The sequence below is a fragment of the Brunnivagina elsteri CCALA 953 genome (assembly GCF_002289455.1).
GTDB classification, from domain to species: domain Bacteria; phylum Cyanobacteriota; class Cyanobacteriia; order Cyanobacteriales; family Nostocaceae; genus Brunnivagina; species Brunnivagina elsteri.
On sequence record NZ_NTFS01000122.1, the window covers coordinates 1 to 15861 of the forward strand.

General features: G+C 39.3%; 14 protein-coding genes. 9 read left to right on the forward strand and 5 right to left on the reverse strand.

Annotated features, from left to right (window positions below; all coding sequences use genetic code 11):
• Nucleotides 1–88 precede the first annotated feature (88 nt).
• Nucleotides 89–1402, reverse strand: coding sequence for a MocR-like pyridoxine biosynthesis transcription factor PdxR (gene pdxR / locus CK510_RS12750; RefSeq protein WP_095722065.1), 1314 nt, complete (start codon nt 1400–1402; stop codon nt 89–91).
• 240 nt (nt 1403–1642) lie between these two features.
• On the opposite strand from pdxR, the gene CK510_RS12755 reads away from it, so the two are divergent.
• Genes CK510_RS12755 through CK510_RS12765 form a run of 3 tightly spaced genes read left to right on the forward strand, consistent with a single transcriptional unit; the run spans nt 1643 to nt 3333 of the window.
• Nucleotides 1643–2101, forward strand: coding sequence for a GNAT family N-acetyltransferase (locus CK510_RS12755; protein WP_095722066.1), 459 nt, complete (start codon nt 1643–1645; stop codon nt 2099–2101).
• A 19-nt stretch (nt 2102–2120) separates the two neighbouring features.
• Nucleotides 2121–2594 (forward strand): GNAT family N-acetyltransferase, encoded by a 474-nt coding sequence (locus CK510_RS12760; RefSeq protein WP_095722067.1) that lies wholly within the window; start codon nt 2121–2123, stop codon nt 2592–2594.
• A gap of 40 nt (nt 2595–2634) precedes the next feature.
• Nucleotides 2635–3333, forward strand: a complete 699-nt coding sequence (locus CK510_RS12765) for a pyridoxamine 5'-phosphate oxidase family protein (protein ID WP_095722068.1) — start codon at nt 2635–2637, stop codon at nt 3331–3333.
• 97 nt (nt 3334–3430) lie between these two features.
• Here the strand turns inward: CK510_RS12765 and CK510_RS12770 are convergent, their stop codons facing one another.
• From CK510_RS12770 to CK510_RS12780, 3 genes are all read right to left on the reverse strand, one after another.
• On the reverse strand, nt 3431–3757 hold the full coding sequence (locus tag CK510_RS12770) for a hypothetical protein (protein WP_211293184.1): 327 nt from the start codon (nt 3755–3757) through the stop codon (nt 3431–3433).
• 292 nt (nt 3758–4049) lie between these two features.
• On the reverse strand, nt 4050–5525 hold the full coding sequence (locus CK510_RS12775; protein WP_095722069.1) for a leucyl aminopeptidase: 1476 nt from the start codon (nt 5523–5525) through the stop codon (nt 4050–4052).
• Between the two features lie 264 nt (nt 5526–5789).
• Nucleotides 5790–6575 (reverse strand): alpha/beta fold hydrolase, encoded by a 786-nt coding sequence (locus CK510_RS12780; RefSeq protein ID WP_095722070.1) that lies wholly within the window; start codon nt 6573–6575, stop codon nt 5790–5792.
• 526 nt (nt 6576–7101) lie between these two features.
• On the opposite strand from CK510_RS12780, the gene metG reads away from it, so the two are divergent.
• From metG to lptC, 3 genes are all read left to right on the forward strand, one after another.
• Entirely contained in the window at nt 7102–8703 is a 1602-nt protein-coding gene (gene metG, locus CK510_RS12785) for a methionine--tRNA ligase (protein WP_095722071.1), read from the forward strand.
• Nucleotides 8704–8842: 139 nt separating this feature from the next.
• Nucleotides 8843–9472: a LabA-like NYN domain-containing protein gene (locus CK510_RS12790; RefSeq protein ID WP_095722072.1), complete on the forward strand. Its 630-nt coding sequence runs from the start codon at nt 8843–8845 to the stop codon at nt 9470–9472.
• A gap of 21 nt (nt 9473–9493) precedes the next feature.
• A complete protein-coding gene (gene lptC / locus CK510_RS12795; protein WP_245912124.1) occupies nt 9494–10744 on the forward strand; it encodes an LPS export ABC transporter periplasmic protein LptC in 1251 nt (416 codons plus the stop codon).
• 146 nt (nt 10745–10890) lie between these two features.
• Here the strand turns inward: lptC and CK510_RS12800 are convergent, their stop codons facing one another.
• On the reverse strand, nt 10891–12213 hold the full coding sequence (locus tag CK510_RS12800) for a D-alanyl-D-alanine carboxypeptidase (protein ID WP_095722074.1): 1323 nt from the start codon (nt 12211–12213) through the stop codon (nt 10891–10893).
• 576 nt (nt 12214–12789) lie between these two features.
• On the opposite strand from CK510_RS12800, the gene plsX reads away from it, so the two are divergent.
• The 3 genes from plsX to CK510_RS12815 form a co-directional block, all read left to right on the forward strand.
• A complete protein-coding gene (plsX, locus tag CK510_RS12805) occupies nt 12790–13815 on the forward strand; it encodes a phosphate acyltransferase PlsX (RefSeq protein WP_095722075.1) in 1026 nt (341 codons plus the stop codon).
• A gap of 328 nt (nt 13816–14143) precedes the next feature.
• Complete coding sequence (locus tag CK510_RS12810; protein WP_095722076.1) at nt 14144–15136, forward strand: beta-ketoacyl-ACP synthase III; 993 nt, start codon at nt 14144–14146, stop codon at nt 15134–15136.
• Nucleotides 15137–15383: 247 nt separating this feature from the next.
• Nucleotides 15384–15861, forward strand: a 478-nt coding sequence (locus CK510_RS12815) for an acyltransferase domain-containing protein (protein WP_143289286.1), incomplete at its 3' end; no start/stop codon positions are given.

Below are 15861 nucleotides of genomic sequence, written 5' to 3' on the forward strand. Positions count from 1 at the left end.
TGCGATCGCTCGAAATTTCGCACTTAATTTATTCCGTGACAATATGTTTGAAAATATGGCGCAAGCTCAACGGTTGTCTTCCTTTGGGTTAGACACACTTCAGCAACTTTTTAGAATGAAATAGCCCTGACCTTACCATAATATGTAAACCTGCTTTTTCACCTAAAATTTCTACACTCTCTCCAAAGTGAGATTTTAAAGCTTTGACGAGAACTTGACGACAACAATCATAGTGCGATCGCATTTTTCTAATATGTCGTTCTAAGTGCCCTTCTGTGATAAATTCTGCTAATACTTGCTGTTCTAAAATTGGTAAATGTCTATCACTTAACCATTTTGCACAAGCAAAAATAGGTACTAAATTTTGGGGAAGTACTAAATAACCAATTCGCAATGATGGAAATAAGACTTTAGAAAAAGTACCAATATATAGTACAGAATTGCTATTATCTAATCCTTGTAAGGCAGGAATTGGTCTATCTCCATAACGATATTCGCTGTCATAATCATCTTCAATAATAATTGAACCGTATTGTTTTGCCCAATTCAGTAATTCTAAACGTCTTGGTAAAGATAGAGTTACACCTGTGGGAAATTGATGGGAAGGTGTAACATAAACAAGTCGTATATTTTGGTTATTCGCTAGTTTACTTACTATCAAACCAGAGTTATCAACAGGAATTGGTAATAACTTTGCACCATGTGTTTGAAAAATTAATCTAGCACTAAGATAGCCTGGTTCTTCTAAAGCAATAATATCACCAGGTTCAATTAAAAGACGCATAATTAAATCTAGTGCCTGTTGGGTTCCGTTTGTGATTAATATTTGTTCAGCTTGACAATTAACAGCACGAACGCGAGAAATATAACTAACAATAGCTTCCTGTAAAGGTTTATATCCTAAAGGTTCTATGGAGTAATCTAACCAATCTAAACTGGAATTACAATGTTTAGAAAGTAATTTATGCCATAATTTAATGGGGAAATTATTGAATTTTGGACGACCATAACGAAAGCTAATTTCTAATTTATTTTCGTATATTCTGGGAACTGCTTCTGTCTGAAATAATGTCTCTGCATACCGGGATAATTTAACTTCTGGATGAGTAATTTTTTTTATATTTTTAACAGGTTGTGAGTGCAATAAATCATCAGGAAGTTGAGTACAAACATAAGTTCCTGAACCAATAATAGTTTCCAGATATCCTTCACTCAGAAGTTGTTCGTAACTTTGCGTTACTGTACTGCGAGATATCCCCAAAGATTTTGCCATTTCTCTGGTTGAGGGAATACGTTTTCCTGGTGACAATTTCCCCGACAGGATAGCTTGACGCAATTCTTCATAGATTTGTTGATGTAAGGGTAGGGGGGAATGGGAATCGAGGGTAATTACTAAATCCATTGTCAAAGCTCAGTATTTTAAACTCAAAGTGGACTGGTAATAAATTAGCAAAGTGGCTCTTGTAAAAGACCACTCTGGAAATTAATCTTTAAATATGTTGTTGAAAACGAAAGTTCTTGAGTAAAAATGCTCATCTCTGACTTAATCTAGGTATAAATTTAAGGCATAAATTTATCTCACGTAGAGTTGCAGAGAATAAAAGTTTTAGAAATACTTCAATTCAGTAATTATGAAAGTTTTATGAATCAGAGAAACTGTATTATTCGCAAGGCAGAATTAGAGGATTTATCAACTATAGTTAGCTTCAATCAATCGCTAGCTATGGAGGTAAGGGGAGAAAAACTCGAATCGGAAATAATTACTTCAGGAGTTGAAGCTGTACTCAAAGACTCTAATCGTGGGTTTTATACGCTTGTGGAAATTGAAAGTAAAATAATTGCGATCGCATTAATAACTTTTGAGTGGAGTGATTGGAGAAATGCTTGGTTTTGGTGGTTACAAGATGTATATGTTGAACCCAGTTATCGTCAACAAGGAATTTTTCGTTCTCTTTACATGCATCTTAAACAACAAGCACAATTAGCTCAAGTATCTGGGTTGCGTTTATATGTCTATAAAGGGAATACGAAAGCGCAGGAAGTTTATCAAAGAATCGGAATGAATCCCTCAAATTCTCTGATATTTGAAGATTTTTTGTAGAGTGAGATTAAGAATAAAAATGCAACAAACAATCATTATTCAAGCAGTTCAATCAGACGAAGATATATTGATTTCTGAACACTTTTATAAAATGTGGATTGATGTTGGTATTCCTGAAGATGGGATAGAAGATAATTGGCAGGAGATTATTATTCAATTTATCGAAAATGCGCGTCAAAATCTGTTTTATCAAAGTTTTTTGGCAGAAATTGATGGTGTAATAGTTGGTTCGACAAGCTGTCAGTTATATGCAGGTTTATATCCAAATGCAATTAAATCAAATTATCGCCAATTTGGTTATATTTGGGGTGTTTATGTTGAACCAGAATATCGCAGAAAAGGTATTGCAAAGCAATTAACAAATACAGCAATTGAACATCTAAAAAATATTGGTTGCACAAGAATAATTTTAAATGCTTCCCCAGATGGAAAACCTGTTTATCAAAGTCTTGCTTTTGTTGAGAGTAATGCAATGCATTTAGATTTAGCTTAATCATACTGAACTTAATCAAACTGAACTCAAAGAGGTAACTATGAATAATTTTGAAAGCGAATGCAACCAAGAAAAATTGACTGCAACCCAACGCAGTCAAGTTAAAAGAATCCCTCAACGTTCCAATTACGATCGCACAACAATTTACCAGATTTTAGATGAGGGTTTGGTGTGTCATGTTGGGTTTGTTGTCGATAATCAACCGTTTGTAATTCCGACTGCGTATGGAAGAATCAACGATAAACTCTACATTCATGGTTCCCCAGCAAGTCGTATGTTACGCTCTGTAATTGGTAGTGTTGAAGTGTGCGTGACTGTGACATTAATTGATGGTTTAGTACTTGCGCGATCGGCTTTTCATCATTCGATGAATTATCGTTCTGTTGTGATATTTGGTCAAGCAGAAATAGTCAATAATAGTGATGAAAAACTTGCTGCACTTAAAGCATTTACCGAACATGTTATACCGGGAAGATGGGATGATGTACGTCAACCAAATCGGCAAGAATTACAAGGTACAATGGTACTAGCATTACCTTTAATTGAAGCATCGGCAAAGATACGCACAGGAATGCCAAAAGATGATGAAGCTGATTATGATTTGCCTGTTTGGGCAGGTATTTTACCTTTAGAATTAATTGCAGGTAATCCTATTTCTGATTCTCAATTACCAAAAAATATTCCATTACCTGGTTATGTCCATAATTACGATCGCACAACTCATTTCAAGATGGAGTAGATAATTTCCTATCCCAATTAAAGCATACGTCGCAATGACGCAACAGAATAATCAAAAACTCGCTTGTTACAAAATGGACGAGGTTTATTTTTTCTAATTAATTAGAAGATTGATTCAAAGTGCAATTAATGCAACTAAATTCACAATTACGTTGACTGCGAATACAACCGTATTCCGCGAATCTTTGACTGTGTTTGTATACCGTTGGAAATGCCAGTAAATGCAAGGGGATTTTGGTCAATTTCCAAATCAATCTGCCAAAGGAATGGAGAATATCCCAAGCTTCATCAATACTGGGTTCTTCAATAAACTCGTCAAATTCACTTTTAAAAGCTTGCCATTGGGAATTAATTGTTGGTGGATGACATTGGTCATATGCTGCCATCCCAGTATTATAGTTGTAGATTATTTTGATAATAGACATGTAATTCTAGTTTCGATTGAGGAATTTTAACGTATCTCTTTTCTCAACATTTACAGCTATTGCAATTCACTTAAAACATATTCTGCTATTTGTCTTAATTCTGAATTAGTCAAAGGAGCTAAATAATTAAAAAGTTCTTCACAGACAAGAAGATGTTATTTTTGCGATAAGCGGAGCTTAATACCAAAGTTGCACCACAATTATTTAGTGAACATCAATAAATAATGGGTGGGAATACCCCACCCCTACAAATGATACATATAACTGGGATGTCTTATAGACTAAAAGCCAATTAATTCAACACCCAATTAACTAAAGTACGGACACCATACCCAGTCGCACCCGGATTATTTATACCGTTTTCCTTATCTGCCCAAACTGGTCCTGCAACATCAAGATGCGCCCAAGCTGGTGTATCCTTAACGAATTGCTTCAAGAATAACGATGCAGTAATCGAACCACCTGCACGGGGTCCAGTATTCTTCATATCGGCAATACCCGACTTCAAACCCTCAAAATACTTTTCTTCCATCGGCAGTCGCCAAACCTTCTCCCCTGCGCTTTCTGCTGCTGTTTCTAGCTGTTTTGCCAAGTCGTCGTTAGGTGTAAATAATCCAGCAATATCTTCACCCAAAGCAACCACACAAGCACCAGTAAGTGTCGCCAAATCCACGATCGCTTCCACACCCAATTTATCGGCATAAACTAAGGCATCAGCCAGGGTTAAACGCCCTTCAGCATCAGTATTATTAACTTCGATAGTTTTGCCATTCGATGCCGTTAATATGTCGCCTGGGTGCATTGCCCGTCCGCTAATCATGTTTTCTGTGACGGCAGAGATAAAATGCACTTCCACATCGGGTTTGATTTGTGCGATCGCTTTTGCAGCGCCTAATGTTGCCGCAGCACCTCCCATATCAATTTTCATGGTTTCGATACCGCTTCCCGCACCTTTAATATTCAAACCACCAGAGTCAAAAGTTAAACCTTTACCGACGATCGCAACTTTTCGACGTGGTGTTCCTACGGGTTTGTAGATGAGGTGGATAAATTTGGGTGGTATTTCCGATGCTTGAGCAACCCCCAAGAAAGCACCCATACCGAGTTTTTCGCAATCTGCCTGCTCTAATATTTCTAGTTGCAAACCGTGGTCTTTGGCAATGACTTGGGCGATTTCTGCCATTGTAATTGGTGTTAAGGAGTTTGCTGGTGCTGCGACTAACTCACGAGCCAAAATTACCCCGGAAGTCACCTGATTAGCGCGGGTAATTGCTGCTTCCTGTCCAGATAAACCGAGTAAATCTACTGTTTCTACTTGTGTTGTTTTTTCCTCTGGTTCCGATTTAAACCGGGTATCTTGAAAAAGAGCCAGTTGTACAGCTTCTGCGATCGCTTGGGTTGTGGCAGCAGTATCATTATTAGCAATTGGCAAGCTAATACCGAGGGTTTTACACTTTTGTTTTTTCGCCAACCTAGCAACAGCAGCCGCAGCACGTCGGAGGGTTTCGATTTTGAGTGTGTCGGGTTTACCCAAACCAACCAAAATAACTTTGCGTATTGAGCTACCGACACCAACACGAGTCACTATAGTGCTACCGAGTTTACCTTTAAATTCTTCTTCGGCAATTAATTCTTTTAATACACCAGCGAATTTTTGATCTAGAATCGCCAAATCACCAGTTATTTCTGTAGCATCTTCAAATAATCCAACAGCTAAACCATCTCCAGACCATTCTAAGAGAGAGTTATTCGTTGCTCGAACTTCCATTTTTTTGTATTCTGCTTAACTAACATGTACCAGTATTGCTTAAAATTCCCTTAATGGTGCATGGAGAAAGGGAAAATGGCAAGCTAGTTAGTTGCGATCGCAGCTTCTATGGTTCGTTTCAACTAGGAAAGGTAAGCAAGTAATATCAATTCTATTCCAAAAAATTAACAATATGGTTATGAGAAAGGTTTTTATACATTAGTCAAAGGGCAAAATATATTTTTTTATTGTTCCTTCTTCCCTCTTCCTTCTTCCTGCCCTTTCTCAAATAAAATTAGTATCTTTTAAAATCTTGTAGAGATTTATTTCCGCTTCCAATAAACAAGCATGTCCACTATCTCGTAAAGTTACAATATTAGAATTAGGAAAAATATTTTTTAGCCTTTGAGCTTCTTCCCGTGAAGGTAAAAGTCGATCTTCCAAACTAGCTAATATTAATGTCGGTTGTGTAAGCTGAGACAACTTTGATTCATCAATATCAAATTGTCGCAACAAAGATATTCGCCAAATTATAGTTTCTCTGGGAACAGAACTAACTGTTTCTAAAAGTTCTTGTCGATCGCTTTGTGTAATTCGCGTCAATGCAGCCAGAAATGGCAATAGCCCAACTGAACTGACATCATACACCCATCCCGGCACTAAATTCATTAATGGCGATGCCCAAACATACCAAGAACGCAATTTGAAGCTAGATGCAGGATTAATCAAAATAATACGTTTGAATAAATGTGGTGCTTTGATAGCCACTTTTTGTGCTAGACAACCACCAAATGACTCGCCACACAGGTAAACTAGACGTTGCGAGTTTCTTTTTAACTCTGTATAAATTAAATCGAGTACATTGTTTGCTAAATCTTCCCAGCTAGTTAAATCATGACGTGGGATAGCAAAACAGCGCACATCAAAACCAACCTCCAATCCTGCGGTTTGCGATCGCAATAGTTGACCTGTACCATCCATCCCTGGTAAATATACAAATAATGGGTACTCTGGCTTCGGTTTTTTCGGACTCAAAAAACAAGGCTTTAATTCAACTTTTGGGACATTCATCAGTAAAAGAGTCGTTTTTTAATGAATTATTTATTATTTTCTAAAGGATATCAGTGCTTCCCCTAGCAGCTATTAAATACCATATTAGGAAAAATCTGTCCTTTATTTTGTATCTGGGGTTGGGAATGGAAGTGAAGATTAGGTATTCTCAATACAATAATTCGAGATTTTAAAAGCAGAAAAGCGATAAAAATCACCTTTAACTCGCAAAAAAACCATAATTTTTCTTAATTATTATTTTTGCTGATAATTTCTCTATTCTCAAAATTGTATTTCTAGTCACAACAAATCAAAAACGATATTTGGTATAAGCTGAATCAATTACTGATATTAGGATTTTTGGTAAAAGTTAACCAAAATTCTACTTATTAGAAAATAAGTTTATCCGAAATAAATTTGCTAATATAAAGATGTTACTTGAAAAATTGTGAGAGATATTATATAATTACTTGGTTTTAGCTGAAAAATAAAGCTAAAAACTAAAGATAAAAAAAGGTTATAAATTCAAGTTGTTTTTGTATTCTGCATGAATCGAGTGGATATAACAGGAAAAAGATTTGCACTGACAACACCGCTATATTATGTAAACGATTTGCCGCATATCGGCAGCGCTTATACCACAATAGCAGCAGATGCTGTAGCAAGATTTCAAAGATTACTAGGTAATTCAGTCCTGCTGGTGACTGGAACAGACGAACATGGTCAGAAAATTCAACGGAGCGCAGAAGCTAAAGGCTTGAATCCACAGGAGTTCTGTGATGAAATAGTCCCAAATTTTGTCTCCCTCTGGGAATTGCTAAACATCCAATACGATCGCTTTAGTCGAACATCAGCACCGAATAATGGTGCGATCGTTAAAGAATTTTTCCAACGTGTTTGGGAAAAGGATGATATCTATTTAGGGCAGCAAAAAGGCTGGTATTGCGTTTCTTGCGAAGAATTTAAAGACGAACGCGAATTATTAGAAGGAAATCGCTGTCCCATCCACACTAATAAGCCAGTCGAATGGCGCGATGAAGAAAACTACTTCTTTCGCTTATCTAAATACCAAGATAGATTACTGAAACTGTATCACGAACAGCCTGATTTTATTCAACCAGAAAGTCGTCGTAACGAAGTCTTAAATTTTGTTAACCAAGGTTTACAAGACTTTTCGATTTCACGGGTAAATTTAGATTGGGGTTTCCCAGTTCCCGAAAATCCTAAACATACACTTTATGTCTGGTTTGACGCACTTTTAGGTTATATATCGGCATTGCTTGAACCCGATGACGAACCAACATTAGCAGCAGCATTAAGTAAATGGTTTCCATTTAATCTACACCTAATTGGAAAAGATATTTTACGGTTTCATGCAGTTTATTTACCTGCGATGTTAATGTCATCCGAACTTCCATTACCAAATAAAATCTTTGCACATGGATTTTTGACCAAAGATGGGCGGAAAATGGGTAAAACTACTGGTAATACTATAGACCCTGTAGCCTTGGTTAATACCTACGGTACAGACGCAGTTCGTTATTACTTTCTTAAGGAAATCGAATTTGGCAAAGATGGCGACTTTAATGAAGTTAGATTCATCGATGTATTAAATGCAGATTTAGCGAATGATTTTGGAAATTTGCTCAATCGCATTTTAGGCATGGTGAAGAAATATTGCGATGGCAATATTCCATCTGTTGCAAACGAAAATATTCCTGCTGAAAATCCGTTGAAAGCTATTGGTTTACATCTGGGAGAAGATGTTAAAAATGCTTACGAAGCATTGACTTTTAGTCAAGCTTGTACATTAGTTCTCTCCCTCGTCCAAGCTAGTAATAAGTTTATCGACGACCAAGCACCTTGGACATTGTATAAACAAGGACAACAAGCAGCAGTGGAGAAAGTGCTGTATGCTGTTCTGGAGTCAGCTAGGCTAGCTGCTTATCTGTTGTCTCCGGTAATTCCCAGTATCAGTACTGCTGCTTACCAGCAACTCGGTTTTGACATTGATTTTAACAACCAAATTAATGCCGCGATCGCAGCACCTTATCAAACCCATTCACAATGGGGATTGTTAAATTGCGAACAACAGTTGGGTATACCCCAACCCATTTTTAGACGCATTGAACCACCTAAAAACGATTAGTGTTTAATTTCTGTTTCTGACATATTTATCAGGGCTAGATTAAATAGCCCTGAAACCTTATCATAAGTCTCGCTCAAATAAGTGTAAACCCAAAAATTAGTATCCTTTATTACTTTGATAAAAAAGAGGTATGACAACAATGTTGAACAATTTAGAAACTGATTCGATATTCACGCCGGAACAGGTTTTAGAAAATCGTGGTCGTGTAGGTATATTTATTGACGGCTCGAATTTATTTTATGCGGCTCTACAACTGGGTATAGAAATTGATTATACCAAGTTACTTTGTCGGTTAACTGGTGGTTCGCGGCTTTTACGTGCTTTTTTCTATACAGGTGTAGATAGAACCAACGAGAAGCAACAAGGTTTTTTGTTGTGGATGCGACGTAATGGTTATCGCGTCATTGCCAAGGATTTGGTGCAGTTACCCGATGGCTCCAAAAAAGCCAACCTTGATGTAGAAATTGCCGTAGATATGATGGCATTAGTGGATTCATATGATACTGCCGTTCTCGTCAGTGGAGATGGGGATTTGGCTTATGCAGTTAACTCCGTCAGCTATCGAGGAGTGCGGGTAGAAGTTGTGAGTTTGCGATCGATGACCAGTGATAGCTTGATTAACGTGAGCGATCGCTATATAGATTTAGAAGCTATCAAAGAAGATATCCAAAAAACACCCCGTCAAAGTTATCCATATCGTCCTTTATCTAGTATGGGTTTTCTGGAACAACCCGACATCGAAGGACATCTGGAAGTTCCAGAAGCATGATGCAAGTAATTGGAGATGGGGATGAGTAGAAAGACAGGACAAGGGGAAAGGAGAAAGGAAAAAGGGGAAAGGGGAAAAGAAGCAGGGGATAAAATCCTCCCCTTCTTCCTCCTTCCTTCCCGAACCTATTCCCCCTTCCGTCTATCGATCGCAATTTTGCTGGCAATTGGATTATTTGCTTGTAGCAACCCCAGCAATAAACCCAAACCCAAAGATAAATCCACCGAACCAGCATCTGAAAGCAAATTGACAGTATTTGGAGGTTCTTTCGATGCCATTGACGAATCGGGAAAATTGCTTTGGAGAGTAGATGTAAAAAAGGGAAGATACATTAAAGAAAAAGAAATCGGTGAAGCCGAAAATCCCTACGGAGAACTTTTTCAGGATGGAAAAGTAGTTTACAAAGTCACAGCAGACAAAGCAGATATTGAGCAAAATAACAAGCAATTAATTCTCATTCTTCGAGGAAAAATAGTTGCAACAGACCCAGTAAATGGGGTTGTATTGCGGGGAAATGAGTTAGAATGGCGACCTAAAGAAGATTTATTAATCGTTCGTAAGCAGTTGACTGGTAAGCACAAGCAACTTGACGCAATAGCCCAGGAAGCCAGGGTAAAAACCCGCGAACAGCGAGTAGACTTTATTGGTGGGGTGATTGCCAACTCCCTCGAACCACCCTTTCAAGTCCGAACCGAACAGTTAACTTGGCAAGTCAAACAAGAGAAATTAATCGGCGATCGCCCTTTACAATTTTTCCACTATAAAAATAATCAAATAACCGATCGTGGTAAAGGTGACAGTGCCGACATTGACTTAAAGAGCAAAGTAGTCAGCATTACCAAAAATGCCCAAATCGAACTTGCAGAACCGCGAGTGCAAATCGTCAGCAACTCGATGGCATGGAATCTCAAAACAGAAATTGTCACAACAAAAGCACCCGTGCGCGTCTTGCATGTTGCTGAAAATATGTTAGTAACAGCCAATCAAGGCGAAATAAGAATTCCTCAGAACACAGTATATTTACAGGGAAAAGTTAACGGTGTTGGCAAGCGTGGTCAATCAATTAGGTCAGATAAATTAACTTGGTATTTAAATAATCAACAAGTTGAAGCTCAAGGAAATGTCGTTTATCAACAACCCGAACCATCCCTAACATTTACAGGTGAAACTGCCACAGGTAACATTCAGCAAGAAAAAATTGTAGTTAGAAGTGGTAGTAATGGGCAGAGAGCAATTACAAATATTGTGCCATCGGAACCAGAAAATAGGTAGAGACGACCCACCGGGTCATCTGTATAAAAAGTATTAAAATCGTAGATTGGATGAGTCCAAAGGGTTTTGCGATCGCAATCACGCATATTGTCGGGGCAAACGATTGTTTGCCCTGACTTTGACTAGTATTAAATAAGACTAAACTACTAGCCCTTAAATACAACTTCATTCCGATCATTTGTACCCAAAAGAGGTATATTTTTAACCCCCGAATGAGGTGCGATCGCAGTGGGAACAGTTTGGGGTAACTGTAGTTGTTTGACTAGATTTTGGACAAATTTGTCCTGTTCTTGACGGAATGCCGGGACAAAAGGACCACGATTAATAATTGCAAACCAAACCAAACCGCGATCGCGTGTGGGTACAACCCCAGCTAAAGCGCTAACATCCCGTAATGTCCCCGTTTTCATCACAGTCGCATTCGGCAAGTGACGGGAATTCATTGTCCCACGATGATCCATTCCTGAAGTTGGGAATAAATCCGCCAGCGTCATCCCATTCACAACAGCTTCCCGTTGCAACACCATCAACATCGAACAGACAGCACGGGGAGAAATACGATTTTCCACTCCTAAACCAGAACCATTAATTAATTGAATTTCTGATTCCGGTACTCGTGCTAATTTCGCAGCAGTTGATTGCACAACAGTGTGACCTCCCACAGCAATAGCCAGCATTTCTGCCATATCATTATTGCTGAATACATTCATCTCATTAATGAGTTGCTTGAGAGGCAGCGAGCGATGTTTAACTAGCAGAGTTGGCGAGGGAACTTGTTCTGTTGCCAAAACTACCTTACCCGCTATTTTGAGTTGGGGTTTGGGCGTACCCTTGGGCATGGTCGAATAATGTATATTAATATCCCTTGACCAAGCAGCAGAATTAAGTGTTTGTTTGAAAAATTCACCAGCAATGATTGGATTGCGTTGGAAATTCATGGCAAAATCACCAACAACAACCAAATTTCCCTTAACTTCCTTAATCCCCATCTTGTGCAAGCTATTAGCAATTGCGATCGCCTCTTGTACCACAAATAATGGATCGCCACCAGCAGTCAGCACCAAATCACCCTGCAACACACCGTTTTGAATTGGTCCCGTAGCGCTAACCAAAGTTTCAAATTGGTGTTCCGCACCCAACATCTTCAAAGATACCAGCGAAGTCGCAATTTTAGTCAGGGAAGCCGCAGGAATCGGTGTTGTACCTTCATGATTTGCCATGAGAATTGGACCCGACTGCATCCAAATCCCTTGACTTTGGATTGTATTTCCTGCCACTAATTTTCCAGTTACCAAATCCTTGAAATATTGCTCAACCGTTTTCGCTCCTGCTGGATTTGGATCGGCTGCGACAACTAATCCAGGACTCGTTTGCCAAGCTAATGCCTCCAAGGCATCCAAAGGCTTAACTTGTACACCAGCCATTTCCAGCCAAAGTGAAAACAAGCCAGACCCAAACAATTCCAGCATTCTTTAGTCCTCGATAAGTATATCGTTTTGAATGTCCTGTGGTACTATACAATCTTTTACAAATTTGCCGACTGAGTAAACATAGTAACTGGCATTTTTTCACTACGGAAGTGGGTAACAACACAATATGATGTTAAGTTATCAAATATTTACCCAAATATTTAAAATCCAGAAGTGAATCATTGAATTTATCGCTAGAAAGGGAAACTCCACATCACCTCTACAAAAGCAAAACCCTAGAAAAACGCAGAATTTTTGATCTACGGGTGACTCAGGAAATATAATCAGGAAACATGGATAAATACTTGGCTCATTTAAACCGCACCATGTTAAAGAAAAATTCCATTTGAAGCACGTGAGGGGTGTTTTGTCTACTCTCTTCCCAAATAATTGACCACTATCTGGAAAATTTATTGTATTTTTGCAAAAATCTTCCTTTCCTCCCAACTTCCTGACCACTTGTTTACATTATCAATAATTGTTAACGTGGGTTGCGGATGAGATGGGATTTATAAGCCTACTTTTTTAAGTAGAGCCATCTGGTAAAATTTGTAAGGTTTCTACAAGCTTTGAGCAATGGGATCGACTTGCGTGAGGATCGCAATTGACGCAATGGGAGGGGACCTAGCACCCAAGGAAATCGTGACTGGCGCTCTGCGGGCACGGGAAGAACTGGGTGTAGAAATACTATTGGTGGGCGACCCCGAGCAGATTGAATCTGTACTACCGCCAAAAACCAATATGGCGCTGCTTGAGATTGTTCCTTCCGAGGGAGCAGTCGGAATGGAGGAAGAACCGTTAACTGCGGTGAGGCGCAAGCCAAAATCCTCCATCAACGTCGCAATGGATTTGGTAAAGCAAAAAAGGGCAGACGCAGTATTTTCTGCGGGACATTCCGGTGCCGCAATGGCATCGGCTTTACTGCGTTTAGGAAGACTGCCGGGTATTGACCGTCCGGCAATTGGTGCGGTGTTTCCCACAATGATTGCTAGCAAACAAGTATTAATACTTGATGTTGGTGCGAATGTGGATTGCCGTCCCAAATTTCTAGAGCAGTTTGCCGTGATGGGTTCGGTTTACAGCCAGTACGTTCTGGGTGTTAACGAACCCAAAGTTGGTTTACTTAATATCGGTGAAGAAGACTCCAAAGGTAACGACGCAGCAGTGCGTACTAACCAGATGCTACGGGATAATAATCGGGTCATTTTTGCTGGCAACGCCGAAGGGCGTGATGTCCTCTCTGGTGATTTTGATGTAATTGTCTGTGATGGCTTTGTGGGTAACGTGTTGCTCAAATTCGCCGAAGCTGTTGGAGAAATAATATTGCAAATTATCCGTGAAGAGTTACCTCAAGGTTTGCAAGGTCAGCTTGGTTGTGCAATCTTGAAACCCAACCTGAAACGGCTAAAGCAACGAATGGATCACGCCGAACATGGCGGAGCTTTACTATTAGGTGTAGACGGAATTTGTATCATTGGTCACGGCAGCTCCCAAGCGCCTTCGGTCTTTAATGCGATTCGGATGGCAAAAGAAGCTGTGGATAACCAGGTGTTACAAAGAATCCAGTCTCAAGATCAAAGCCTACAACGCGAAAGCAGTTAGTCCTTTGTCTTAGCCTGCGGAAAGCCTTTATCCGCGTGTCTACCTCAAAAGTTCTTTGTCAAAAGTCATTTGTCAAGAGTCAAAAGTCATTTGTCTTAACCTGTGGGAATCCGATTCGTATTTATCTATATGGGTAGATAAACAAAAATATTTACAGTCATTGCGATCGCAATGACATTATGTAATTAATTCTGTCTACCTACAAAGGTTTGTTATTGAGTTTGTTATTGAATTTGTTTTTGAAGAATTGTGAATGACCAAAGACTAATGACTAATGACTAATGACTAATGACTCAAGACTAATGACTAATAGCGTGGGAGAGTAGGAGTGCAAAATACAGGAATAGCAATTACTGGAAGTGGTTCGGCAATGCCTGCTGCTTCCCTAGAAAACCAAGCAATGGCAGCACTGGTTGACACTTCCGACGAGTGGATAACGACGCGAACGGGGATAAAAAGCCGACAAATTGCATCAGAAAGCGAGTCTTTAAGCAGTCTCGCAGCCGAAGCTAGCTTACAAGCGATCGCAATGGCTGGGATTGCTGCAACTGATATTGATTTAATTTTATTAGCGACTTCTACACCAGATGATTTATATGGGAGTGCTTGCAAAGTTCAAGCGGCATTGGGGGCAAATCGTGCCGTCGCTTTTGACTTAACTGCTGCTTGTTCGGGTTTTATTTTCGCAATAGTCACAGCATCTCAATACATCCGTACTGGAGCTTATCGGAATGTACTAGTAATTGGTGCTGATATTCACTCCCGTTGGGTTGATTGGAGCGATCGCACAACTTGTGTATTATTCGGAGATGGTGCGGGAGCTGTGGTTATGCAAGCTTCTGCGACTGATAAACTACTAGGATTTGAACTCAGAAGCGACGGGGAGCAAAACCACTATCTCAACCTTGCCTATGCATCCGATACCCAAGAATTAGTTCCAGGTGTCACCGTTAGCACAGGTAACTATAAATCAGTGACAATGAACGGCAAAGAAGTTTATCGCTTCGCAGTTCAAAAAGTACCTGAAGTAATTGATAAAGCTTTATTTCACGCCAACCTCAGTGTCGATGACATTGATTGGTTACTTTTGCACCAAGCGAACCAACGTATCCTCGATGCTGTTGCCCAGCGTTTAAACATACCAAACCATAAAGTAATTAGCAATCTTGCCAATTACGGCAACACTTCCGCAGCTTCTATCCCCATTGCCCTTGATGAAGCTGTGCGTGCGGGCAAAATTCAACCCAATGATACAATCGTTGCTTCCGGTTTTGGTGCAGGTTTAAGCTGGGGCGCAGCAATTTTTAAATGGGGCAAATAAGAAAGTTAGGAATTAGGAATTAGGAATTAGGAGTTAAAAGTTAAGAATTAAGAATTAAGAGTTAGTAATTAAAAAGATAAAGTTCATCACTCAAAGTATTTCTTTGAGGAAAACTTTAACCTCAAAACTAAAATCTCGAAATACCACTTCTAACTCCTAACTCCTAACTCCCAACTCCTAACTCTAACTCCCAACTCCTAACTCTTAACTTATAACTTATAGTTTCTAACTCTTAATTTTTTGAAAGATGACTAAAACCGCATGGGTGTTTCCCGGACAAGGTTCTCAAAGTTTGGGAATGGGAATGGATTTGCTCGATCTACCTTTATCGAAAGAAAAATTTGCCCAAGCAGAAGAAATCTTGGGTTGGTCAGTTGTTGATATCTGTAAAAGCGACGAAGAAAAACTATCGCGATCGCTATATACGCAACCGTGTTTATATGTAATTGAAAGTATTATTTCTGACTTATTGTCTGAGAAGCAAAAACCTGATTTGGTTGCAGGTCATAGCTTAGGGGAATACATCGCTCTGTATGTAGCAGGTGTATTTGAATGGTCAGCAGGTTTACGCCTCGTCAAACGCCGTGCCGAACTCATGGACAGCGCAGCAGGTGGGATGATGGCGGCTTTGATTGGTTTCGATCGGGAAAAACTCGATCAGATATTAGCTGAAAATGCTGATGTTGTTTTGGCAAATGATAATAGTTCGGCACAGGTTGTTATAT